Source organism: Streptomyces cathayae, assembly GCF_029760955.1.
Lineage (GTDB): Bacteria > Actinomycetota > Actinomycetes > Streptomycetales > Streptomycetaceae > Streptomyces > Streptomyces cathayae.
In genome coordinates, this window is the sequence record NZ_CP121682.1 from 560,965 (window position 1) to 584,163 (window position 23,199).

A 23,199-nucleotide genomic window follows, 5' to 3' on the forward strand; every position below is an offset into this window, starting at 1 on the left:
GCCGGTTGGCGTGTACGTGACCTGAGCCGGGAGTGCGGATGTGAGGATGCTGAATGCCAGGCGTCACCCGGACAGCAGACGGGACCGGGGATGAGCACCACTCCCGGTCCCGCCCGTCCGCCCCCTGGCGAACGTTCTTCCGCTGCCCGCCGGGGTGGCTACCGGCCGGTCCCCTTGCGGGTGGCCCGCAGCCACTCCTTGTTCATCCCGGTGATGGAGGTCAGCGGGATGCCCTTCGGGCAGGCGGTGGCGCACTCGCCGGCGAGGGTGCAGCCGCCGAACCCCTCCTGGTCCATCTGCGCCACCATGTCGAGCACCCGGGTCTCCCGCTCGGGCGCGCCCTGCGGCAGCACGTTGAGGTGGTTGATCTTCGCCGAGGTGAAGAGCATCGCCGCGCCGTTCGGGCAGGCCGCGACACAGGCGCCGCAGCCGATGCACTCGGCGTGCTCGAAGGCGAAGTCCGCGTCCGGCTTCGGCACCGGCGTGGCGTGCGCCTCGGGCGCGGAGCCGGTGGGGACGCTGACGTAGCCGCCGGCCTGGATGATCCGGTCGAACGCCGACCGGTCCACCACGAGGTCCTTCACCACCGGGAAGGCCGACGCCCGCCACGGCTCGATGTCGATGGTGTCGCCGTCCTTGAAGGACCGCATGTGCAGCTGGCAGCTGGTGGTGCGCTCGGGGCCGTGGGCGTCGCCGTTGATGACCAGCGAGCAGGCGCCGCAGATGCCCTCGCGGCAGTCGTGGTCGAAGGCGACGGGGTCCTCGCCCTTGAGGGTGAGTTCCTCGTTGAGGGTGTCGAGCATCTCCAGGAAGGACATGTCGGGCGAGATGCCGTCCACCTCGTACGTGGACATGGCGCCGTCGGCATCGGCGTTCTTCTGCCGCCAGACGCGCAGGGTGAGCTTCATGCGTAGCTCCGCTGAGTGGGGTGGACGTACTCGAAGACGAGGTCTTCCTTGTGCAGGGTGGGGGCTTCGCCGGTGCCGGTGAACTCCCAGGCGGCCGCGTAGGAGAACTCCTCGTCCTTGCGGGCCGCCTCGCCCTCGGGGCTCTGGGACTCCTCACGGAAGTGGCCGCCGCAGGACTCGGAGCGGTGCAGCGCGTCGAGGCACATCAGCTCGGCGAGCTCCAGGTAGTCGACGATGCGGTTGGCCCGCTCCAGCGACTGGTTGAACTCCTCGCCGGTGCCGGGCACCTTGATCCGCCGCCAGAACTCCTCACGGATCTGCGGGATGCGCTCCAGCGCCTTGCGCAGGCCCGCCTCGGTACGGGCCATGCCGCAGAACTCCCACATGAGTTCGCCGAGTTCGCGGTGGAAGGAGTCGGGGGTGCGGTCGCCGTCCACGGACAGCAGGAGGTTGATCCGGTCCTCGGTCTCGGCCAGCACCTCCTGCACCGCCGGATGGCCGGCGTCGACCTCGTCCTTGTGCGGGTTGCGGGCGAGGTAGTCGTTGATGGTGGAGGGGAGGACGAAGTAGCCGTCCGCCAGGCCCTGCATCAGCGCGGAGGCGCCGAGGCGGTTGGCGCCGTGGTCGGAGAAGTTGGCCTCACCGACGGCGAACAGGCCGGGGACGGTGGTCTGGAGGTCGTAGTCGACCCACAGGCCGCCCATCGTGTAGTGCACCGCGGGGTAGATCCGCATCGGCACCCGGTACGGGTCCTCGTCGGTGATCCGCTGGTACATGTCGAAGAGGTTGCCGTACTTGGCCTCCACCGCCGCCCGCCCCAGGCGCTCGATGGCGTCGGCGAAGTCCAGGTAGACGCCCTGGCCGCCGGGGCCGACACCCCGGCCCTCGTCGCAGACGTTCTTCGCGGCGCGGGAGGCGATGTCGCGGGGCACCAGGTTGCCGAAGGACGGGTAGATGCGCTCCAGGTAGTAGTCGCGCTCGTCCTCGGGGATCTTGTTCGGCGGGCGGTCGTCGCCCTTCGCCTTCGGCACCCAGATGCGGCCGTCGTTGCGCAGCGACTCGCTCATCAGCGTCAGCTTGGACTGGTGGTCGCCGGTGCGCGGGATGCAGGTGGGGTGGATCTGGGTGAAGCAGGGGTTGGCGAAGTACGCGCCGCGCCGGTGCGCCCGCCAGATCGCGGTCGCGTTGGAGTTCATCGCGTTCGTCGACAGGTAGAAGACGTTGCCGTAGCCGCCGGTCGCGAGGACGACGGCGTCGGCGAAGTGGGTGTCGATCTTCCCGGTGATCAGGTCCCGGGCGACGATCCCGCGCGCCCGGCCGTCGATGACGACGAGGTCGAGCATCTCGGTGCGCGCGTGCATCTCCACGGTGCCGGCGGCGATCTGCCGGGACAGCGCCTGGTAGGCGCCGAGGAGGAGCTGCTGGCCCGTCTGGCCGCGGGCGTAGAAGGTGCGGGAGACCTGGACGCCGCCGAAGGAGCGGGTGTCGAGCAGGCCGCCGTACTCGCGGGCGAAGGGCACGCCCTGGGCCACGCACTGGTCGATGATCTCCACGGAGATCTGCGCGAGGCGGTGCACGTTGGACTCGCGCGCCCGGAAGTCGCCGCCCTTGACGGTGTCGTAGAAGAGGCGGTGGACGGAGTCGCCGTCGTTGCGGTAGTTCTTCGCCGCGTTGATGCCGCCCTGCGCGGCGATGGAGTGGGCCCGGCGCGGGGAGTCCGTGTAGCAGAACTGGATGACGCGGTAGCCCTGCTCGGCGAGCGTGGCCCCGGCCGCGCCGCCGGCCAGGCCGGTGCCGACGACGATCACGGTCTGCTTGCGCCGGTTGGCGGGGTTGACCAGCTTGGCCTCGAAGCGGCGGGTGTCCCAGCGCTCGTGGATCGGCCCGGACGGGGCCTTGGTGTCGGCGACCGGCTCACCGGTCGCGTACTCGGTGTAAGCAGCGTAGGCAGTCATTTCAGCTCACCACTCCGGTCATGACGCCCACGGGTACGGCGACGAAGCCGATCGTGAGCAGCAGCGCGAGGACGTTGGCGGCGGCTTTGAGCGCGCGGTCGCGGGTGCGGCTGCCGACGCCGAGGGTCTGGGCGGCGCTCCAGAAGCCGTGCCGGATGTGCATTCCGAGGGCGAGCACCGCGACGATGTAGATGACGTTTCCGTACCAGGTGGAGAAGGTGTCCACGACGTTCTGGTACGGCTTGCCCGTCTCGAAACCGCCGGAGTGCACGGTGCCGGTGGTCAGGTCGAGGATGTGCCAGACGATGAAGAGGGCGAGGATGATCCCGCCCCAGCGCATGGTGCGCGTGGCGTAACTGGCCCGCGCCTTCTTGTGGACGTACTTGCTGGGGCGCGCCTTGATGTCACGGCGGCTGAGCTGGTACGCGGAGACGGCGTGGGCGACGACCGCGAGGACGAGCACGACCCGGACCAGCCACAGCGCCCACTCGTAGTGCAGGAGGGGCTCGCCCAGGGTGCGCAGCCAGTGTGCGTACTCGTTGAACTCGACGGCCCCGAAGTAGATCTTCAGGTTGCCGATCATGTGGGCGACCAGGTAGAGCAGCATGACCAGACCGCTGACGGCCATCACTGTCTTCTTGCCGACGGTCGAGTCCCACACGGTGCGCGCCATGGACGGCCGTCGGTCCGTCCGCGTTGCCAGAGCCATGCCACAAGACGCTAGGGCCAAAGGACCCTATCGGTCCAAGACATGGTCCACCTCGTTTCCATAGCCTTCACCTATGGAAGGCTACAGTGGACCCATGCAGTTCCAGCAGCTCCAGTACTTCGTGGCGGTCGCCGAGACCCGGCACTTCACCCGGGCCGCCGAAACGGTCCATGTCGCGCAGCCCTCCCTCTCGCAGCAGATCAAGGCGCTGGAGCGGGAGCTGGGGGCGGACCTGTTCCTGCGGGCGCGCGGCAACATCACGCTCACCGACGCGGGCGAGGCGCTGCTGCCGCTGGCGCGGCGCATCCTGGCCGACGCCGACACGGCCCGGCACGAGGTGCAGGAGCTGGTGCAACTGCGCAGCGGCCGGGTGCGCCTGGGGGCGACACCGAGCCTGTGCACCGGTCTGCTGCCGGACGTGCTGCGTGCCTTCCACGACCGCTACCCGGGCGTCCGGCTGCTGGTCGAGGAGAGCGGCTCCCACGACCTGGTACGGGAGCTGGCCCGCGGTGCGCTCGACCTGGCCCTGGTCGTCCTGCCCCTGCCGACCCCCTCCCCCGCCCTCACCACGGTGGAGCTGCTGCGCGAGGACCTGGTGATGGTGTCCTCGCCGGACGTCCCTCAACCCGGCCGGGGCCGGCGCACCGTGCGCGTCGCCGATCTGGAGGGCGAGCGGCTGGTGATGTTCCGGCACGGCTACGACCTGCGGGAGCTGACCGTGGCCGCGTGCCGCGCGGAGGGCTTCGAACCGGACTTCGCGGTGGAGGGCGGGGAGATGGACGCCGTGCTGGGCTTCGTGCGGGCGGGGCTGGGCGTCGCCGTGGTGCCCCGCATGGTCGCCGCGCGGTCCGGGCAGGGCCTGCGGGTCACCCCCCTGGCCCGCCCCGGCCTCCACCGCACCATCGCCCTGGCCCACCGCAGCGACGTGGCCCCGCCCCGCGCGGCCCGGGAACTGCAGCGGATGCTCCTGGAGCGGTGAGCCTGCCGACCGGTGCCGCCCCGCCGCCCACCACACCCCGGCCGTACCCCGTCACCCGGCCCCGGTACCGCTCCGCACAGGCCGCACCCGCTGCACCCGCTGCGCGCCGAACCCACCCCGGGCAGCACGGGCCGGAGGTCCGACGCGGTGGGTCCGAGGCGCGGCCACCGGCCCGCCGCGGCCGCCGGCGTCAGCCCGTCGCGTCGGCCAGGGCCAGGTCGTGCAGGCGTTCCGGTGGGCCGGGGCGGGCGTAGTACCAGCCCTGCGCCGTGTCGCAGCCGAGTATGCGGAGCTGCTCGGCCTGCGCCCCCGTCTCCACCCCCTCCACCGTGACGGCGAGGTCGAGGCTGTGGGCCAGGGAGACGATCCCCTCGACGATCTTGAGGTCGACCGGGTCGGCCGGATACTGCTGCATGCTCTGGGTGAAGGAACGGTCCAGCTTGAGGATGCTCACCGGAAGGCGGCGCAGGTTGGCGAGGTTGGAGTAGCCGGTGCCGAAGTCGTCCAGGGCGATGTCCACGCCCATCTCCGCCAGCCGCCGCAGCGGCTTCAGCAGGTCGTCGTCCGCGCCGATCAACGCCGACTCGGTCACCTCCAGGCACAGCGCGTCCGGCTCGACACCGGTGCGCTCCAGGATGTCGACGGTGTCCTGGACCAGGCCGGGGTGGGTGAGCTGGCAGGGCGAGAGGTTCACGTTGATGCGCAGCGGGCCGAGCGCCTCCGCGCCACCGTGCCGCTCCTGCCAGGCGCGGGCCTGGCGCACCGACTGCTCGAGCACCCAGCGGCCCAGCGGGACGATCAGCCCGGTGTGCTCGGCGAGCGGGATGAACCGGTCCGGGGACAGCACGCCGTGCTGCGGGTGCAGCCAGCGCACCAGTGCCTCGGCGCCCCGGACGCTGCCGTCGCCGAGGTGCACCAGTGGCTGGTACTCGATGAAGAACTCGCCCCGTTCCAGGGCGGCGGGCAGTGCCGTGGTGAGTCCGTGCCGGGTGATGGCACGGGCGTCGGACTCCGGGTCGGCCAGTTCGAAGCGGTTGCCGCCCGCCGACTTGGCCCGGTACATGGTGATGTCGGCGCTGCGCAGCACCTCCGCCGGGCTGCGTTCCCCGGTCGGCCCCTCGACGATGCCGATGCTGCCGCGCACGGTCAGGTCACGGCCGTCGACGCCGATGGGGGCGAGCAGCGCGTTCATGATGCGGGCGGCGAGCTCGTCGACCGTGTGCTCGGTGTCGGGGCCCGTGGTCAGCGCCACGAACTCGTCGCCACCGAGCCGGGCGACCATCTCGCCGGGCGCGGTGGCGCAGGACTGGAGCCGGTCGGCGACCTCGACGAGCAGCCGGTCGCCGGCCGCGTGCCCGAGACTGTCGTTGACGGTCTTGAAGCCGTCCAGGTCGAGGTAGCACAGGCCGAAGCGCTGTCCGGGGCCGGCGCTGAGCGCCTTCTCCAGCCGCTCGAAGAAGAACGTGCGGTTGGGCAGACCGGTGAGCGCGTCGTGGGTGGCCTCGTAGCGCAGCCGGAGGTTGAGCAGCCGCCGCTCGGTGGTGTCCTCCATCAGGGCGAGCTGGTACTGCGGTTGACCGTCGGCGTCACGCAGCAGGGACACCGTCAGGTTGGTCCACAGGACCGTTCCGTCGGGCCGGTAGAACGCCTTCTCGAGGTGGTAGTGCTCACGGTCGCCGCGGACCAGCTCGTCGTAGAGGTTCCAGGTCTGCGGGGCGTCGTCGGGGTGCGTCCACTCCCTGACCCTGCGGCTGCGCAGGCCCTGCCCGGACAGGCCGAACATGCGCCGCAGGGCGCCGTTGACCTGCAGGACGTTGCCGTCGAGGTCGGCGATGCCGATTCCTATCGCCGCGCCCTCGAAGACCGCGCGGAATCTGGCCTCGGTGGCGTGCAGGGCCTGCGCCACCGCGCCCTGCGCCTTCAGCGCGGCCTGGGCGACGGCCTCCTGCTCGGCCAGCGTCCGCTCCCGCAGCGCCCGCGCGAAACCGGCGGCCATGGCGTGCTGCAGTCTGGCGCTGCGCGCCCGCAGGTCCTCGCGGTCGCCGTCCCCGCCGCAGTACAGGACGAGGTAGGCGTCCACGCAGTCCAGGGACCGGCTGAGCGCCTCCGGGTCGGTGCAGTGCACCCGGATCAGGGCGGAGCCGACCGCCTGGCCGGCATCCGGGTCGAAGGCCCTGGCCAGTAGCGCTTCACTCAACCGCCGGGCCAGCGGGAGCAGTTGTTCCTCGAACTCGGGCCGGGTCGACGACGTCGAGGCCACGGGGAAGACCGCCCGGCTCCAGATCGTCGCGAACCGGCGCAGTCTGTCCTCCGGCCCGTCCGGCTCCGCGCTCACGCGGTACGCCCCACGCCCGCGAGTCCCGAGCGCTCGTAGGGGTCCTCGCCCTCCGGTGCGGTGTCCGGCCGCCACCGCGGCATCGGCACCAGTCCGGGTTCCACCATGTCGTACCCCTCGAAGAACCGCGCGATCTCGTCACGCGAGCGCATGATCAACGGGTTGCGGATGTCCTTGTACACGTCCACCGCCCCACCGGCCCGCTCCGGAGGCAACGGGATTCCCTCGTACGAGGCATGGGTGAGGATCAGCATACTGCCGGGCGCGAGGGCCTCGCGCAGTTCGGCCACCGCCGCGTACGGGTCGTCCGCGTCCTCCACGAAGTGCAGTACGGCGACGAGCAGCAGCGCCACCGGCCGGTTCAGGTCGATCAGGCGCCCCACCTCGGAACTCGCCAGGACGTCCCGGGGCTTTCGGAGATCCCCGGCGACGACGCCCGTGCCTTCGGTGCCCTCGAGAACCGCCTCGCTGTGCGCGACGGCCACCGGGTCGTGGTCGACGTAGACCACCCGCGCGCCGGGAGCGGCCGCCTGCGCCACCTCGTGGACGTTGCCGAACGTCGGGATGCCGGAGCCTATGTCCAGGAACTGGGTGACGCCCTCGCCGACCGCGAACCGTACCGCCCGGCGCAGGAACGCCCTGTTCGCCTGCATGACCTTGGGCAGCCCCGGCATGAACTCCATGGCCCTGCGGGCCGCTTCCCGGTCGACCTCGAAGTTGTGCGAACCGCCCAGGTAGTAGTCGTACATCCGGGAAACACTGGGCACCGTGATGTCGATGCTCCGTGGGGCCCAGGCGGGACGCTCCATGTATCTCTCCACAGCGTAGGCGATCCGGTGTTCGAGCCGAGGCTACTGATCGCCTGCCAAGGGAGCGACCCCAAACGGAAATTGACCGTCCGTTCCCGGTCACTGCCAGTGGCACATACCACGTTGCCGCCCGTGAGAACGTCACGAAAAGTACCGGCGGCATTCCGGAGGGTTCCGGTGTGCGGTGAACGCGGGGAGAGGGCCGCCGAAATTTCCACGAGTTCCGGTGAGTCACAGCAGAACGGTCCGCCCCTCCGTGCGGCGCGGAGGGGCGGACCGGGACCGGTGGCGCCGAAGTGGACGACGCCCTGGGGAGGTCGCTACTTCTCCGGTGCGCCGACCGGCTTTCCGTCGGGGCGCACGGCGTACCAGGTGCCGCCGACACCCTGGCCGTTGGTGTCACCCGGGGCCTTGTCGCCGGCGAAGGTGTAGATCGGCCAGCAGTAGATCGTCTGCTGCTCGGCACCGTTGTCCGGGCGGGTGAACTTCATGTAGTTCTTCTTCTCGATGCCCTTGGTGTCGTTGATGTCGACCGGCGCCACCACCGGCCACTTCTCCAGGCACGCGCCGGTGCAGGCCGAGACCGGCTTCGGCCAGGCCTCGTCCTTCGTGAAGCGGTAGACCGTCATGCCGTTCTTGTCGACGACGATCTCACCGAGCTCGGGGTCCTTGCGGGTGGACAGACCGGGCAGGTCGGCCGCCTGCGCCTTCTTGCCCTCGGGGGTCAGCCCGAACCACTTGCCGCCCACGCCCTGGCCCTTGACATCGCCGGCGTTGACGTCCTTGACGTAGTGGTAGGCGGGCCAGCCGTCGACGGTGAGCTGCTTGCTGCCGTCCGCCCGGGTGACTTCGCCCAGCAGCGACGCGTCGATGCCCTTGCCGGCCTTGGCGTCGTCGGCGAGCACCGGGGGCCAGGTCTTGGCGCAGTCGCCCTCACAGTTGGACTTGGGGGGCTGCGCGGTGTCCTGGTCGAAGCGGTAGAGCGTGAGCCCGAGTTCGTCCGTCACCAGCTCGCCGAGTTCGGCGTTGGTGGAGACACCCAGCGTGCCCACGCCACCGGCGGGGGCCTTGGACGCCTCCGCACCGGCCCCCGTGTCGATGCCCCCGAGGTCTCCGGGCACGGCCGAGGCGCCGACGTTCTGACTGCTGGCCGGCGGCGCGGTGTCCTGACCGCACGCCGTCGTCAGCGTCAGCACCGCCGCGGCGCTCACCACCAGTGAGGCGGTCCGCCAGGAGGTCTTCATCTCAACTCCAGATCATCACAAGGGTATTGCAGCGCCCTGCTGCGCCGCCGCTCGACGTGGAGTACGCATGAAGGCACCTGCCGTGTTCAACGGCGGCCCATATTTCTTCCGGAACCCGTACTTCCGCCCCGATCCGCCCCCGCGCCCCCTGCCATATCGCACGCCAGTACACCTTTCCCGACGGGTGAGCGGCCCGGAACAACCGGAAAACAATGAATTTAACTCCATCGGGTCATTCATCCGGAGCCCACGCGTGTCCCGGCCCGTCCCGGCTCATGATCTCCGTCGTGCAAGGACCTGTACCGACCCGATCCGCGCTCGCCGCACGCGCGCTGGCGATGGCGACGCTGGCCTGGGCACTCGTCGGTGCCCCTGGAGCGGCGACGGCCGACGCCTGCGCCTACGCCTCGGCGGGCCCGGGGGGAACGGAGGCGGTGGCGGTCGCCGGCAGCATGACCTGGCCGCTTCCCCCGCTCTGTTCACCCCCTGCCCCGCCGCCCACGCCCACACCTCCTCCTCCGCCGCCCGAACCCACGCCGACCCCGCCTCCGCCCGCTCCCCCGCCTCCGCCGCCCGAACCCACGCCGACCCCGCCTCCGCCCGCTCCCCCGCCTCCGCCGCCTTCTCCGACGCCGAAGCCCACCCCCACGGCGAAGCCCGAACCACCGCCCCCGCCACCTCCGCGTCGGGCCCGCCCCGCGCCACCGCCCGCCCGTCCGGCCCCCGTTCCTCCCCCCACACCCACGTCCGCTCCGCCGCCGCGCCCCTCGCCGGCCCCGACCCCTTCGGCCACCCCCGCCCCCACGCCGTCTCCGTCCGCGACGCCCGTGCACTACCCGCGGTACCGGGCGGCGCCCCCGGTCAAACGGCCTTCCGGCGGCGCCACGTCGCCCCTCACCTTCGTCCTGCTCATCACCACGCCCGCCGTGGTAGCCGTCGCCGCGCTGCGGCCCCGCTGAACCCGAGCGCCCGTCCAGGGCCCGTCCCGCCGTGGAGGCACCTCTTGCCGGAATGGCTTGTTCTCACCCTCGCGATGCTGGCCGTCTGCGTCGTGGTGGTCGTCATCACTCTCGTACGTCACCGCACGGCCGCCGACGACGAGGATCCCAGCGAGACCCCGGACGTCATCGAGTACATGACGATGTGGATCGGCGTGGTGTACGCCATCGTCCTGGGTCTGGCCATCGCCGGTGTCTGGGAGGGGCGCGGCGCGGCGCAGGAGCATGTGCGGGCGGAGGCGGTGGCGCTGCACGAGATCTCGGAGCGGGTACGGATCTATCCGGCCGACGTCCGTGACCGTATTCGGGGCGATGTCAACGCCTATGTCGGACACGTCGTCACCACCGAGTGGCGTGTCATGGCCGACGACGGCCGGGTCACCGAACGCGGGACGGACCTCCTCGACCGGGTCCGCCGGGACGTCACCGACTACGAACCGCGGACGGACTTCGAGGCGCAGGCCTATCAGCCGCTCGTCGACCAGGTGTCCGCCGCCGACCAGGCGCGCGCCGCGCGGGCGGAGTCGACCGGGGAGACCATGCCGGGCGTGGTGTGGTTCGGGCTGATCGCCGGGGCCGTCATCACCATCGGAATGATCTTCGCGCTGCAGATCCGCCGCACCGGCCGGGAGCTGGTCCTCGCCGGACTGTTCTCCGCGTTGATCGCCTTCCTGCTCTTTCTGATCTGGGACTTCGACGCGCCCTTCAGCCGGGGTCTCGCCGCCTCGGCCGATCCGTTCCTCCTCCTGTTCCCCCACGTCGGAGGCTGACGGGTGCCCACCACGGCACCCGCCGTGGGGGCGTGCGCCACGCCGTGCGCGTCCCCCGGCCGCCGTAACACGGTTCCCCCGCGCGGCCCACGGCGATCCCCCGTTCACGCGACTGCGATCGCGCGATCCGGTGCGGCTTTCTAGCGTTTCGCCCATCGAGGCGCATTTCCGGCGCCAGCGGAGCAGGTCCGCCGCCGCTCCTCGGGACCCGGAGGACTCGCCATGCACGCGATACGCGTCGCTCCCGCCGCGACGGCACGGAGGACGGCTCCGCGCGGCGGGATGACACGAGTGCAGGGCTGTGCCCGGGTCCGGGCGGGATCCGGGGCACAGCCCTGAAGTCACACGTGCGGGAAACGGCCGGCGGAAGGGCTGGGGCTCAGGTCTGCCTCTCGGCACGGCGGCGCATCCAGAAGACACCGCCGGCCGCGACCGCGGCGGTCACCAGTCCGCCGCCGATGGCGATGTCGGCCGGGGTCGCCCCGCCGGTGCTGCCGCCGAGGCCGCCGCGGACCCCGCCGAGGACGGTGAGGGCGGCCGGCCGGGTCAGGCTCCGGCCGGAGCAGTGCACGGTGATGTCGTACGAGCCGGCGCGCGCGTCGAAGTCGACGGTGGTGATGCCCTTCGCGGTGTCACCTTCCCCGTGGAGGGGCCTCAGTTCGGTCCTCGGGAAGGCGTTGGACGTCGCGTGGCCGCCGTCGGGGCAGCCGTCGACGGTGATGGTCAGCTGGCCGCCGCGGGCGATGACGCTGGGCAGGGCGACGATGTTGGACGGGCCGGCGCCCCGGCCGCCGTCCGCTACGGCGACCGGGGCGGCGAGCCCGAGGACGGCGACCGCGGCGCCCGCGGATGCCAGGGCACGTGACTTGCGCATGTGTTCCTCCGCGGAAGGCGCCCCGGGGCCGGTCCCCGGTCGATCGGCGAGAAAGCGCCTCCCGACAAAACCCTCAGTTGCACTGTCCCGGCGCGCATTTCGGCAATGGTCCGTACCGGTGAGGCAGGGCCCGGACACATGCACGCATTCGAGTATCACCGCAGGTCACGGTCTGTCAGAAGATCTCCGTTCGGCGGAACCCCGGATGGCGCACCGATGACGGCCCGGCCACCCGTTCGCCTCTCCCCCGTCGCCGGTCGCGCTCGGGGCACTTAGCGTTTCTGCCATGCGCGAGTGACGCGGCGACGGCCGTGTCGAGAGGGGAAAAGCGAATGTCTGCTTTCGAGCCGGCGGAAATCGAAGAGGAGGCGCGGCGGAAGAGGCGTGCTCCGTGGGGCGTGATAGCGCTGGTTCTGCTCACCGGCCTCGCGCTCATCCGGAACGGTTCGGGGGAGTTCGACGCGGGGCCGCCGCAACCCGCCGTGGCGGCCTCCACCAACAGCCAGGCGCCCGGTGACACCGCGGGCGGCCCGGTGACACCGCTGCCGTACTCGGTGCCGGGCCGGGTCAGGATTCCGGCGATCCAGGTCGACGCACCGGTCATGGCGGTGGGTCTGGACGCGGAGGGGTGGATCGACGCGCCACCGCCCGAGGATCCCAATCTGGCGGGCTGGTTCACCGGCGGCGTCACCCCCGGGGAGAAGGGCACGGCGGTCGTGGTCGGGCATGTCGACAACCACCAGGGACCGACCGTCTTCTACGGGCTCGGCTCGCTGCAGAAGGGCCATCACGTCGAGATCGAGCGCAAGGACGGAAAGACCGCGGATTTCGAGGTCTACGGCGTCGAGGTCTTCGCGAAGGACGACTTTCCCGGTGACCGGGTCTACAACTCGAAAGGCACGTCGGAGTTGCGGGTCATCACCTGCGGAGGCGGCTTCACCCAGCAGAACGGGTACGACGGCAACGTCGTCGTCTTCGCCCGGCTGGCCGCGGTCCGCTGAGCGGGCCCCGCCCGAGCCGGGCGGGGCGTCCGTCCGGTGTCAGGTGTCAGGTGTACGGCCGGCGGGGCACGGTGACCCGGTAGCCGGAGTCCAGCAGCCCGGGCAGATACTCACGCAGCGCCCGCACACTCTGGGACCGCTCGCCCCCGGCGTCGTGCGAGAGCACCACGACGCCGGGGGCGGCGCCGTCCTTCACCCGGTCGACGATGGCGCGGGTGCCCGGGCGGGTCCAGTCGAGGGTGTCGACGGTCCAGGCGAGGGGTTCCATGCCGAGTTCGGCGCCGAGCCGGAACGCGGCGCGGTTCCAGGCCCCGTAGGGCGCGCGGAACCACTGGGGACGCTCGCCGTACCCGTCCTCGATGACATCGCTGGTGCGTTCCATCTCGGAGCGGATCCCGCTCCGGGAGAGAGTGGTCAGCAGGGGGTGGGACCAGGTGTGGTTGCCGACGACATGCCCCTCGTCGGACATACGGGCCAGCAGGCTCTTGTGGTAGGAGGCCATCTCCCCGCACACGAAGAACATCGCCCGTACGTCGTACGCGGCGAGCGTGTCGAGGATGTCCGGGGTGTAGCGGGGGTCGGGTCCGTCGTCGAAGGTCAGCACCATGGTGCGGCCCCGTCCGGAAACGCGCAGCAGGGGTGCGCTCCGCACCCGGGTCCTGCGGGGCACGCTCCTCGGCGAGCCGTAGCCGGTGAGGGGTCTGAGACGGTACGCGGCGGGCTCGAGCGGGCGGCCGGCGGCCAGGCCTCCGGCCGCGGGCGGGGCGGGGCCTGCCGCCTCGGTGCCGGCGCCCGGCATGAGGACTCCGGCCGTGCCGGCCGCCCCCACGACGGCGGCGCCGGCGCCGGCGAGCAGCAGTCGGCGCCGGGTGAACAACTGATCCTTCTGCATGACTCATCAGTCGCCCGCCGGGGGGCGGGCCCCTCTCCGTGGCACCGGTCCGGCGGGACGATTCCACCTGCTCGGCCCAGTACTCCGCCGGTGCCGGGTTTCGACAGCCTCCGCACCGTGACGGAGCAGCGCTCCACGCGGTTCGAACGGAGCACGGACCGACCGAAGGTGACCGTGGCCGGAGTGGACGGCTCCGACTCCTCACCCCGCGCGGCGGCCTACGCGTCCGGTCGGGCGCGGCGGCGGCACGCACTGCTCGCCGTGGTGTACGCGCGGCCGGTGGCGGTGGTGCCCTGAGTTCCGCGGTGTCAGAGGGTGCGCAGGAAGCCGAGGAGGATCTCGTTGAAGACCTCGGGCTGTTCCATGCACGCGTAGTGGCCCGCACCCTCGACGGTGGCGGCGCGGCCGTCGCGCACCTCGTGGACGAGACGCTCCGCCGCCGCGGTCAGGTCGGCGGGTTCGAGTGAGCCGTTGACCGCGAGCACCGGCACGTCGATCGTCGGCACGCGGTCCCAGGTGCCGGTGACGGGGACGCGCAGGTCCTTCTCGTCCGGGGTGTGCTTGGAGATCGTGTGCAGCGCCATCTCCCGCAGTCGGCGCGGGATGTCCGGGTCGACACCGTCGGGGCCGCGGTGCTCGCCCGCCGCGACCCGCACGAAGGCGTTCAGCCAGCCCTCGATGTCCCCGGCGCCCAGGGTGCGGGCGAACTCGGCCTGGATCCGGCGGGACCACGGATCGGTGTACTCGAACTCGCTGGTGGCCGCCCCGCAGACGACGGCCGCGCGGACCAGATCCGGGTGCTCGAGGACCGTGTCGGTCGCGATGGCCCCGCCCATCGACACGCCGACCAGGACCGCGGGCCCCGCGTCGAGATGGCGCAGCAGGGCGGCGAGGTCGTCCGCCCAGCGGAAGGGCTGCGTGGCGTTGGCGGAGGAGCCGTGGCCGCGTACGTCGGGGGCGATCACCCGGTGGTGGGCGGCGAGGGCCGGGATCTGGTCCGCGAAGAGCCGGTGGTCGACGAAGCCGGAGTGGAGCAGGACGACCGGGTCTCCCGTGCCGCTGTCGTGGTAGGCGAGGTCGCCGTCGGAGGAGGTGAAGCAGCGGAGTTCCGCAACCGTATTCATGACAACCAAGGTGTCACTTCCGGCGGAATTTGACAACCAGGATGTCATGATGAGGGGGTGGACAACACCGGGAACGACCCTGACAGGCTCCTTTCACCCGAGGAGCTCGGCCCGCGCCTGATGGAGGTGTTCGACCTGATCGGGCCGCTGTACCGACGGGTGCAGCGAACAGTGGAACAGGGTGCACAGGGTGAAGTCGTCGAGAGCCTGTCCGTCGGGGTACGCGCCGTGCTGGACCTGCTGCACAGGCACGGCCCGATGACCGTGCCCCAGATGGGCCGCGCACAGGCGATCAGCCGTCAGTTCGTGCAGCGCATGGTCAACGACGCCGCGGCCCGGGGCCTGGTGGAGAGCATCCCCAACCCCGCCCACCAGCGGTCGTCGCTGATCCGGCTCACCGGCGAGGGGCGGGCGGCGATCGCGGCCGTCGTCGCCCGGGAGCACGCCGTGCTGCGGGAGGTCGGCGGCGACCTCACGGACGCCGACGTACGGACCTGCGTGCGGGTGCTCGCACAGATGCTGACGCTGTTCGACGACGTGGACGTGAACTGACCGCCGCTCCGGCGGGACGGTCTCCTCCCCCATGACCAGCCCGTCCTTCGCCGCGCCCCGGCTCAGCACCACGTCGCGGATCCGGTCGCGTACGGAGCGCACTTCGGCACCCTTCCGGAGGGCCCGGTCGAGGTTGAGCACGCGGCCGGCGTCCACGTCGAAGAGGAGGGGGACGAACTCGGCCTTCGTCACCTCCCAGCGCCCGTCCGGACGCGGAGGCGGAGCGAAGGTGAAGCGGCCCAGCGTGGACTGGTGGCCGCGGGGGTCCGGGACACCGTCGGAGCCGGTCGCCTCACCGGAGATCTGATCGCCCGTCCCGTAGACCACCCGGGTGCCGAGGATCAGGTCGATGTCGGAGCGGACCCCGGAGAGCATCGGGCGGAAGTCGTGGCCGGTCCGTCCGGCGTCGAAGCGGGCGCGGTCGATGACCGATGCGTGCGGCAGTACGTCCCCCGAGGCGACCAGGGTGAAGCCGCGGCCTCGCGCGACCGAGGCACCCGGATGGCCGGATTCCGGTGGGTGGTGGTCCCGGGCCTGGCAGGCGGCGCCCGCGGCGAGGACGACGGTGAGGGCCAGAGCCACCTGTCCACTGCGTGCAGTCATCACTTCACCCCGGTACGGATCTCTTCGCTGTCGCGCTCTTCACTGTCGTATTTACTGACAAATGGATAAGAATCAACTTCTGGCTCACCGCTGTTCCGACACGCTGTTTCAAGCCGTCCGGCGCGCGCGAACGGCCGCCGTGACCGTTCGTCGAACCGTTCGCCGACGCGATCGACCGTCCGCCGCACGCTCCTGTGCGCGCCCTGTCCCCGGGGATCGCCGTGCGCTGCCATACCGCCATGACGGCCGGAATCACACTCACGAACGGGACGACCGCCGAGCACGAACTCGCCTCCCTGCAACGCGAGCACGGCCGGCCCCTCTTCGCACTGCTGCTGCGGCTCTGCGACGGGGACCGGCAGCGCGCCGAGGACCTCGTCCAGGAGACCCTGGTACGGGCCTGGCAGCACCCCGAGGCCCTGCGCGCCGACGACTTCGATTCCGTACGGCCCTGGCTGATGACGGTGGGACGGCGGCTCGCCATCGACGCGCGGCGGGCACGGCAGGCCCGGCCCGCCGAGGTGGGCGACGCGGTACTGGAGAACGCGCGGGTGACCTCCGACCACGCCGAGCGGGCCGCGGCGGCGCTCGACGTCCGCAAGGCTGTGAAGACACTCACTCCCGAACACCGTGAAGTCCTGGTGCTGGTGTACTTCCAGGGGGCGAGTGTGGCGGAAGCCGCGGCCGCCCTCGGCATCCCGCCCGGTACCGTGAAGTCCCGCGCGTTCTACGCGCTGCGGGCCCTGCGCCGGGTGCTTCCGGGATACGCCACCGACCTGCGCTGAAACCGACGGCCGGGTCAAGCCTCCGTAAAGCGCCTTGCCGACGACCCCGGTGGGGTAATCGGCTGTCCTCATCCGTGTTGCGGACCGGGAGCCCGAATCGGGCGACGCGCACGTACCGGAGGAAGGCTGAACGGGATGCCGCACAGAGGGCAAGAGAGCACCGACGACCTCGGAGACGGTGAACTCACCGTCCCCATGGCCTGGTTGTACGCCGAGTACATCGCCGACGAACTACTGCGCAGCGGCGACCTGATGCCGCCGACGTCCTTCGAGTTCCGGGCCGGCCGGGACGCGCTGGCGCTGACCGTCTTCCTGTCCGACGCCGGGGGCGAGCTCTCCGGCATCCGGGTGATCACCCAGCTGGAGACCTGGCTGTCGCTGACCGCGTACGACCAGCCGTGGCAGGAGTGGGTGCAGGGGCGCCTGGCGGACCTGGCCGCGGAGAGTGCTGCCGCCGGGCGGAGCACGGCGCGGCCCGATCTGGAACTCGCCCGGTCGGCCTGGCGCTGGCTGCGGGAGACGGAGCTGCTCGCGCCGGATCTGAACGCGGTGCCGGGCGGCGGCACGGGGACCGGCGAGGACGAGGGACCGAAGGTGTGGACACCGGCGTGGCAGCTCGGACTGCCGCTCGGGCACCTCGCCATCCACCTTTTCTAGCCTTCCGGTGAATCGGACCAATCCGTGAGCCCGAGGGCTCCGAATCCTTTGGTCACGATTCGGTGTGCGGCTTGAGTGAATCGACTGCCTGGTGCGTACCGGTGGGAGCAAGGAGTAACCCCACCCACACCCAACGGTACGAGGATTCGGCATGAGGTCCCTGGAACGGCATCGCGACGTCGGCGCGTACGCGCTCGGCGTGCTGGACGAGGCGGAGGCGTTCCGCTTCGAGGACCACCTCATGGAGTGCCCCAGCTGCTCTGCGCAGGTGACCGAATTCGGGGTGACGACACGGCAGTTGATGCTGTACCGGCGCTCCACGCCGCCGCTGACGCATCCGATGGCCAGGCCCGGTCCGAGGATGCTGGACCGGCTGCTGTCCCAGGTGGCGGCCCGGCGGCGGGCGGAACGCCGGCGGCTGCTGTTCGCGCTGGCCGCCTCGGTGGTGCTCGCGACGACCGCGCCGGTGTTCGCCATGATGACGAGCGGCGGTGACCGGTCACCGCGCGCGAGCATCGCGGCGACCGACGAACGGTCCGGGGTGTGGGCGGAGATCACGGCGGAGGACGAGGACTGGGGCAGTCGGCTGGAGCTGAAGGTCAAGGACGGCGCGGGTCCCCGCGTCTGCCGGCTGGTGGTGGTCGGGCAGGACGGCACCGAGGAGACCGTGACCAGCTGGAGCGTGCCCCGCCACGACGCCCGGCCCAACAGCATGACGGGCGGCTCCACCCTGCACTCGGGGCAGATCATGCGCTACGAGCTGCGTTCCTCGGACGGCGAGCACCTGGTGACGCTGACGCCCACCGACCGCTGACGCCCCTGGGCACCCGCCGGCCGCCGGCACCGGCTCGGTCGTGACCCACCGGGCGGGCCGCGGCCTCGCGGCCCGTGTCGCCCTGGACCGGACCGGTCAGCGGGAACCACGTCCCGTGTCGCCGTCGGCGTCGTGGCCGCGGTCCCCGGCGGGGGAGGTGGTCACCGCGAACTCGCCCCAGACGCACTTGCCGCCGCCCCGTGCCTCCACGCCCCATATATCGGTGAGCGTCTCGACCAGCAGCAGCCCCCGCCCGGAGACGCCCGACGCCCCCGCCTCCCGGCGGCGCGGCAGGGCACTGGAGGAGTCCGTGACCTCCAAGCGCAGTCGCCGTTCGGCGCCGGTGAGGACCCTGAGGGTGACGACGGCGGCGCCCTCGGTGTGCATCAGCACGTTGGTGATCAGCTCGTCGGCGGCCAGTTCGATCTCGTCGGCGCGGTCCCCGGCGCCCCAGGCGCCGACCCCGGCACGGATCATGCGCCGGGCCTCGGCGAGGGCCTCGGGGTCGCCGGGGGCCACGTGCTGCTGGAGCCGCCCTCCGGAGCGCGGGCTGTCCGGCGGGCGGCGGCGCAGCAGGAGCAGGGCCACGTCGTCGTCACCACCGCGTTCCTCGGCCACGTCGATGAGCCGGTCGGCGAGGTTGCGCACGTCCTCGGGGCCGGTGGCGATGAGCGCGCAGAGTGTGTCGATGCCGTCGTCGAGGTCGGTGCCGGGCTGCTCGACCAGGCCGTCGGTGCACAGCAGCATCACGTCGCCGGGATCGAGCTCCATGGTCCCGACCGGGTACTCGAGCCTGCCGAACTCGGCGGACAGGCCGAGCGGCAGTCCGCCCGTGACGAAGACGCGCCGGCAGGAGCCGTCGGTGCGGCGGACGAGCGGGTCGATGTGGCCGGCCCGGACCACCTGGAGGACACCGGTGGACAGGTCGGCCTCGGCGTAGAGGCAGGTCGCGGAGCGGTCGGTGTCGAGTTCGTGCAGGAAGACGGAGGCGCGGGCCATCACGGTGGCCGGCGGGTGCCCCTCGGCGGCGTAGGCCCGCAGCACGATGCGCAGCTGGCCCATGACGGCGGCGGCGTGGGTGTCGTGGCCCTGGACGTCGCCGATGACGGCGCCGACCCGGCCGTTGGGCAGCGGGATCAGGTCGTACCAGTCGCCGCCGATGTCCCGGCTCAGGGAGCCTCCGATGCCGGCCGCGCGATAGCGGACGGCGATGTCGGCGCCGGGCACGCTGGGGATGGTGCGGGGCAGCATGGCCTGTTGCAGGCCCTGCGCGAGGTCCATCTCCTGCTCGTAGAACATGGCCCGCTGCAGGCTCTGGGCGATGCTGCTGCACAGGGCGACGAGGATGTTGCGCTCCTCGGGGGTGAAGCCGCGCCGGTCGCTGTAGAGCAGGCCCATGGCGCCGATCGGGCGGGTCTGGACGATGAGCGGCAGGTAGGCCGCCGAGGTGATGTGCAGGTCGGTGAGGTGCGGCCACAGCACCGGGTAGCGTTCGGCGAACTCCTCCGGCGACTCGATGAAGCGCGGGCTGAGCGTCCGTACCGCCTCGCTCATCGGGTACTGCTCGTCGATCCGGGTGACGAGGGTGCCCGGGACGGAGCTGTCGGCGGGTCCCTCGGCGACCAGCCGGATGCGGCCGGCCTCGACCAGCCCCACGACGAGACTGGTGGCGCCCAGATGGGTGAGGCCGTGGGTGTCCTTGAGGGCGTCCATGACGTCCTGCACGGTGCGGGCGTGGGCGAGTGCGGCCGTGGTGAGCTGGACGACGTTGGTCTGCTCGCGCAGGGCGTCCTCCTGGGCGACCGGCTGCCGCACCGCCTCGTCGGCGCCGAGTTCCTGGGTGGCGTCCCGGACGATGCCGATGATGCGGACGGGCCGTCCGGTGTCGTCCCGGAGGATGTAGCCGTGGGTGTGGGTCCAGCGCAGGGTGCCGTCACGGCGGCGGACCCGGAAGTAGGCGCCGTAGTTCTCGCTGCCGTCCTTCATGGCCTGCGAGATGGTGGTGTCCAGGCGGGCGGTCTCCACGGTCGGCACCCGTGGCGTCAGCGACTCGGGCCGGCCGTCGAATTCGTCGGCGCGCAGGTCGAAGAGGTTTCGGGCCTGGGCGTCCATCTGAAGCATCCCGGTGTCCAGGTCCAGGTCGAAACTGCCCATGCGGTTGAGCGCCAGGATCGGATCCGGGTGGTCCGGCCAGTCGTCCGGGAGTGACAGGGCGCTCGCTCCCCGATCAGCCATGAAAGTAACTTTGTCAGGATTCACCGGATTATTCGACCGCTGCGGACTCCGGGGCGGGCGGCGGGACAATGAGGGGGAAGGAGCGCACGGCCGTGGAGTGGTTCACCGCATCCGAGTACTGGCTGAGCCGGCTGGTCTTCCAGCGGGCGCTGGCCGGCCTGTACCTGGTCGCGTTCCTGACGGCGGCGCTGCAGTTCCGTGCGCTGATCGGAGCTCGCGGCATGCTGCCGGTGCCCCGGTACGTGGAGCGGGTGCCGTTCCGGCGGGCACCGAGCCTGTTCCACCTGTACTACTCGGACCGTTTCTTCGCGCTCTGCGCGTGGGCGGGCTGCGCGGTGTCGGTGGCGCTGCTCGCGGGGCTGGACTCCCTGCTTCCGCTGGGGGGCGGGATGCTGCTGTGGCTGGTGCCGTGGGCGCTGTATCTGTCGATCGTGAACGTGGGGCAGACCTGGTACGCGTTCGGCTGGGAGTCGCTGCTGCTCGAGGTCGGGTTCCTCGCCGTGTTCCTCGGCAACGACGAGGTGGCCCCGCCGGTCGTCGTGCTGTTCCTGCTCCGGTGGGTCCTGTTCCGGGTCGAGTTCGGCGCCGGGCTGATCAAGATGCGCGGCGACGCGTGCTGGCGGAAGCTGACCTGCCTGTACCACCATCACGAGACCCAGCCGATGCCGGGACCGCTGAGCTGGTTCTTCCACCATCTGCCGAAGCCGCTGCACCGGGCCGAGGCGGCCGCGAACCATGTCACCCAACTCGTCGTGCCGTTCCTGCTGTTCGCTCCCCAGCCGATCGCCACGGCCGCCGCCGCGCTGATGATCGCCACACAGCTGTGGCTGGTGCTGTCGGGCAACTTCTCCTGGCTGAACTGGATCACGATCGTGCTGGCCCTGTCCGCGGTCGCGTTCCCCGCCGAGCCGCCGGACACGGCCGGCGCCCCGCTGTGGTACCTGGTCGTCGTCCTCGCGGTGTCCGCGCTGCTGCTCTGCCTCGGTCACCGCCCGGCGCGCAACATGCTCTCCCGCCGCCAGGTGATGAACCGCTCGTTCGACCCTCTCCACCTGGTCAACACCTACGGGGCGTTCGGCAGCGTCAGCCGGATCCGGTACGAGGTGGTGATCGAGGGCACCGCCGACGAGGCGCCCCGGGCGGACTCGCACTGGCGGGAGTACGAGTTCCGGGGCAAGCCGGGTGATCCCCGGCGCTGGCCGCGCCAGTTCGCGCCGTACCATCTGCGGCTCGACTGGCTGATGTGGTTCGCCGCGCTGTCGCCGTCCTACGCCGGCCCGTGGTTCGGCGCGCTGGTGGAACGGCTGCTGGAGAACGACCGGGACACGCTGCGGCTGCTGCGCCGCTCCCCCTTCCCGCCCGGCGCGCCGCCCCGCTACGTGCGCGCCCGGCTCTTCCGGTACCGCTACACGTCCTGGCGGGAGCTGCGGGAGACGGGGGCGTGCTGGGAGCGGACGTACGTGCGCGAGTACCTGCCGCCGACCCGGCTGGCACGGGTTCCGGGAACGCCCTGAGACGGTGCTCCGGCGGCCCGGGTGTTGCGGTGATCGGCGGCGTGCGCCTATCGTCGGCCGGGTGACTGCCGGGTCGGCCTTGGGCCACACACGAAAGACGCTCCCGGCCTCGGCGTGATCCGGGCGGGGCTGTCCCCGCTCACCCCCGGCCGAGGGCAGGGCACCGCCCGCGCCCCGCCCCCTCTCCGCGTTGCCTTCCGTTGCCTTTCGTTCCTTCCCTCTTCCCGCCGCGTCCCGCGGCGCCCCGACGGAAACCGACACCCGGAGACGTACCAGCCATGCCCGACGCACCGATCACGCCCACCGCACCCGAACCTCCCACCACAGCCGTCCAGTTGAACCACACCGCCGTATACGCCCGGGACCGCCGGCTCTCGGCGGAGTTCCTCGCCGCGATACTGGGACTGGAGGTCGGCGCCCCGTTCGGGCCGTTCCTCCCCGTGGACCTGGGCAACGGGGTGACGCTCGACTACTACGAACTGCGGGACGAGCCCATCCAGTCGCAGCACTACGCGTTCCTCGTGCCCGAGGAGCGGTTCAGCGCGATGATCGACCGCCTCGAAGCGGTCGGGGTCACCTACTACGCCGACCCGAACCACACCGAACCCGGCCGGGTCAACCATCTCTTCGGCGGCCGCGGTGCCTACTTCGAGGACCCTGACGGCCACAACCTGGAGATCCTGACCCGCCCCTACGTCCGGCCCTGACGCCACCGGCCCCGGGTACCCTCCTCAAAGGCGCCCGGGACCGGGCACAGATCTCCCCCACGGCGGCGCCGCGGTGCCGCAGTGGGGGTCAGTCGACGCTGGGCAGGATGTGGGGTTCGGCGAGGTCGTCCTCGTAGCCCGCCAGGCGGATCGGGGCCGACCGGGCCCACACGTCGAGACTGCAGAGCTGCCCGGCCGGGCGGCCCGCCCGCTCGGGGCGTTCCTTGGTCGGCTGATCGCTGGTCGTCTTCTCCGGTGTCACCGCGCACTCCTTATGTGTCGGTCACCCTCGGGACGTTTCGCGCCGGTCCTGCCGCGCCCGCGTCGCACGTCCGCTCGGGCATGAGTCGAAAGCCGTTCGGACGCGGTGGCGCCGGTGACTCGTAGGAGAGCAGGCCGTTGTGAAGCGGCGTGTCCCATGACGGACCTGTGGGTGTGGGTAGGACCCCTTTACGGCTGCCCGTCCGACTCAGGTTAACCAAATGAGCGGCCCCCTGCTCGATGGGGCTCGAAACTCGCGGCACCAATCGCCCGTCGGACTGCGCTCGACGACCCTTTACAGCCTCATTTTTCCCCATCCGTACCGCTACGGCTGGTCACCCGATCGGACTACGCGGCTGTCCACGTGGTCGAGTGTTCGAGAAAATTGCATGGCCATGACGTAGTTCAAGTCCCGTTGGCCGGTACGCAAGCTCCTCATGCTGTGCTGCCGTACGGCAAACGGCTGTCTTCCA

21 protein-coding genes and 2 pseudogenes are annotated in these 23,199 nt (G+C 71.4%); 11 read left to right on the forward strand and 12 right to left on the reverse strand.

What is annotated here, in order from left to right:
* Positions 1 to 158 precede the first annotated feature (158 nt).
* Genes PYS65_RS02660 through PYS65_RS02670 form a run of 3 tightly spaced genes read right to left on the reverse strand, consistent with a single transcriptional unit; the run spans position 159 to position 3,536 of the window.
* Positions 159 to 908, reverse strand: coding sequence for a succinate dehydrogenase/fumarate reductase iron-sulfur subunit (locus PYS65_RS02660; protein ID WP_279332086.1), 750 nt, complete (start codon positions 906 to 908; stop codon positions 159 to 161).
* On the reverse strand, positions 905 to 2,863 hold the full coding sequence (locus PYS65_RS02665; protein WP_279332087.1) for a fumarate reductase/succinate dehydrogenase flavoprotein subunit: 1,959 nt from the start codon (positions 2,861 to 2,863) through the stop codon (positions 905 to 907). The genes PYS65_RS02660 and PYS65_RS02665 overlap by 4 nt, the downstream gene beginning before the upstream one ends.
* Before the next feature lies 1 nt (position 2,864).
* On the reverse strand, positions 2,865 to 3,536 hold the full coding sequence (locus tag PYS65_RS02670) for a succinate dehydrogenase (RefSeq protein ID WP_279337826.1): 672 nt from the start codon (positions 3,534 to 3,536) through the stop codon (positions 2,865 to 2,867).
* 130 nt (positions 3,537 to 3,666) lie between these two features.
* Here PYS65_RS02670 and PYS65_RS02675 point away from each other — a divergent pair, with 130 nt between their 5' ends.
* A complete protein-coding gene (locus PYS65_RS02675; RefSeq protein ID WP_279332089.1) occupies positions 3,667 to 4,551 on the forward strand; it encodes a LysR family transcriptional regulator in 885 nt (294 codons plus the stop codon).
* Between the two features lie 190 nt (positions 4,552 to 4,741).
* Here PYS65_RS02675 and PYS65_RS02680 read toward each other — a convergent pair whose 3' ends face one another.
* The 3 genes from PYS65_RS02680 to PYS65_RS02690 all read right to left on the reverse strand — a co-directional run bounded on the left by PYS65_RS02680 (position 4,742) and on the right by PYS65_RS02690 (position 8,939).
* Entirely contained in the window at positions 4,742 to 6,886 is a 2,145-nt protein-coding gene (locus PYS65_RS02680) for a putative bifunctional diguanylate cyclase/phosphodiesterase (protein ID WP_279332091.1), read from the reverse strand.
* Positions 6,883 to 7,695: an SAM-dependent methyltransferase gene (locus PYS65_RS02685; protein ID WP_279332092.1), complete on the reverse strand. Its 813-nt coding sequence runs from the start codon at positions 7,693 to 7,695 to the stop codon at positions 6,883 to 6,885. Before PYS65_RS02685 ends, PYS65_RS02680 begins: the two co-directional genes overlap by 4 nt.
* A gap of 320 nt (positions 7,696 to 8,015) precedes the next feature.
* Positions 8,016 to 8,939, reverse strand: a complete 924-nt coding sequence (locus tag PYS65_RS02690) for an SCO0930 family lipoprotein (RefSeq protein ID WP_279332093.1) — start codon at positions 8,937 to 8,939, stop codon at positions 8,016 to 8,018.
* Between the two features lie 827 nt (positions 8,940 to 9,766).
* Between PYS65_RS02690 and PYS65_RS02695 the strand changes: the two genes are divergently transcribed.
* Entirely contained in the window at positions 9,767 to 9,898 is a 132-nt protein-coding gene (locus PYS65_RS02695) for a hypothetical protein (RefSeq protein WP_258308644.1), read from the forward strand.
* A gap of 44 nt (positions 9,899 to 9,942) precedes the next feature.
* Complete coding sequence (locus PYS65_RS02700) at positions 9,943 to 10,707, forward strand: bestrophin-like domain (RefSeq protein WP_279332094.1); 765 nt, start codon at positions 9,943 to 9,945, stop codon at positions 10,705 to 10,707.
* A 379-nt stretch (positions 10,708 to 11,086) separates the two neighbouring features.
* Here PYS65_RS02700 and PYS65_RS02705 read toward each other — a convergent pair whose 3' ends face one another.
* Positions 11,087 to 11,581, reverse strand: a complete 495-nt coding sequence (locus tag PYS65_RS02705; RefSeq protein ID WP_279332095.1) for a hypothetical protein — start codon at positions 11,579 to 11,581, stop codon at positions 11,087 to 11,089.
* A gap of 332 nt (positions 11,582 to 11,913) precedes the next feature.
* On the opposite strand from PYS65_RS02705, the gene PYS65_RS02710 reads away from it, so the two are divergent.
* Positions 11,914 to 12,582, forward strand: coding sequence for a class F sortase (locus tag PYS65_RS02710; RefSeq protein ID WP_279332096.1), 669 nt, complete (start codon positions 11,914 to 11,916; stop codon positions 12,580 to 12,582).
* Between the two features lie 46 nt (positions 12,583 to 12,628).
* Here PYS65_RS02710 and PYS65_RS02715 read toward each other — a convergent pair whose 3' ends face one another.
* Positions 12,629 to 13,474, reverse strand: coding sequence for a polysaccharide deacetylase family protein (locus tag PYS65_RS02715; RefSeq protein WP_279332097.1), 846 nt, complete (start codon positions 13,472 to 13,474; stop codon positions 12,629 to 12,631).
* A gap of 117 nt (positions 13,475 to 13,591) precedes the next feature.
* On the opposite strand from PYS65_RS02715, the pseudogene PYS65_RS02720 reads away from it, so the two are divergent.
* A pseudogene (locus tag PYS65_RS02720) lies at positions 13,592 to 13,756 on the forward strand (universal stress protein); the annotation flags it as partial.
* Between the two features lie 26 nt (positions 13,757 to 13,782).
* Here the strand turns inward: PYS65_RS02720 and PYS65_RS02725 are convergent.
* Complete coding sequence (locus PYS65_RS02725) at positions 13,783 to 14,598, reverse strand: alpha/beta fold hydrolase (protein WP_279332098.1); 816 nt, start codon at positions 14,596 to 14,598, stop codon at positions 13,783 to 13,785.
* 120 nt (positions 14,599 to 14,718) lie between these two features.
* On the opposite strand from PYS65_RS02725, the gene PYS65_RS02730 reads away from it, so the two are divergent.
* A complete protein-coding gene (locus PYS65_RS02730) occupies positions 14,719 to 15,150 on the forward strand; it encodes a MarR family winged helix-turn-helix transcriptional regulator (protein ID WP_279337827.1) in 432 nt (143 codons plus the stop codon).
* A 24-nt stretch (positions 15,151 to 15,174) separates the two neighbouring features.
* Here the strand turns inward: PYS65_RS02730 and PYS65_RS02735 are convergent.
* A pseudogene (locus tag PYS65_RS02735) lies at positions 15,175 to 15,753 on the reverse strand (hypothetical protein); the annotation flags it as partial.
* Between the two features lie 239 nt (positions 15,754 to 15,992).
* Here PYS65_RS02735 and PYS65_RS02740 point away from each other — a divergent pair.
* The 3 genes from PYS65_RS02740 to PYS65_RS02750 all read left to right on the forward strand — a co-directional run bounded on the left by PYS65_RS02740 (position 15,993) and on the right by PYS65_RS02750 (position 18,009).
* Positions 15,993 to 16,538, forward strand: a complete 546-nt coding sequence (locus PYS65_RS02740) for a sigma-70 family RNA polymerase sigma factor (RefSeq protein WP_279332099.1) — start codon at positions 15,993 to 15,995, stop codon at positions 16,536 to 16,538.
* Positions 16,539 to 16,673: 135 nt separating this feature from the next.
* Positions 16,674 to 17,195, forward strand: a complete 522-nt coding sequence (locus tag PYS65_RS02745) for a hypothetical protein (RefSeq protein ID WP_279332100.1) — start codon at positions 16,674 to 16,676, stop codon at positions 17,193 to 17,195.
* 151 nt (positions 17,196 to 17,346) lie between these two features.
* Positions 17,347 to 18,009 carry a zf-HC2 domain-containing protein gene (locus PYS65_RS02750; protein ID WP_279332101.1) on the forward strand — a complete coding sequence of 221 codons (663 nt, stop codon included), beginning with the start codon at positions 17,347 to 17,349 and terminating at the stop codon, positions 18,007 to 18,009.
* A gap of 96 nt (positions 18,010 to 18,105) precedes the next feature.
* Here PYS65_RS02750 and PYS65_RS02755 read toward each other — a convergent pair whose 3' ends face one another.
* Positions 18,106 to 20,244, reverse strand: coding sequence for a SpoIIE family protein phosphatase (locus PYS65_RS02755; RefSeq protein ID WP_279332102.1), 2,139 nt, complete (start codon positions 20,242 to 20,244; stop codon positions 18,106 to 18,108).
* A gap of 92 nt (positions 20,245 to 20,336) precedes the next feature.
* Here PYS65_RS02755 and PYS65_RS02760 point away from each other — a divergent pair, with 92 nt between their 5' ends.
* The gene (locus PYS65_RS02760) at positions 20,337 to 21,758 is read left to right on the forward strand and encodes a lipase maturation factor family protein (RefSeq protein WP_279332103.1); all 1,422 of its coding nucleotides are present in this window, start codon (positions 20,337 to 20,339) and stop codon (positions 21,756 to 21,758) included.
* 278 nt (positions 21,759 to 22,036) lie between these two features.
* On the forward strand, positions 22,037 to 22,465 hold the full coding sequence (locus PYS65_RS02765) for a VOC family protein (RefSeq protein WP_279332105.1): 429 nt from the start codon (positions 22,037 to 22,039) through the stop codon (positions 22,463 to 22,465).
* A gap of 88 nt (positions 22,466 to 22,553) precedes the next feature.
* Here the strand turns inward: PYS65_RS02765 and PYS65_RS02770 are convergent, their stop codons facing one another.
* Complete coding sequence (locus PYS65_RS02770) at positions 22,554 to 22,727, reverse strand: hypothetical protein (protein WP_202281012.1); 174 nt, start codon at positions 22,725 to 22,727, stop codon at positions 22,554 to 22,556.
* Positions 22,728 to 23,199 lie beyond the last annotated feature (472 nt).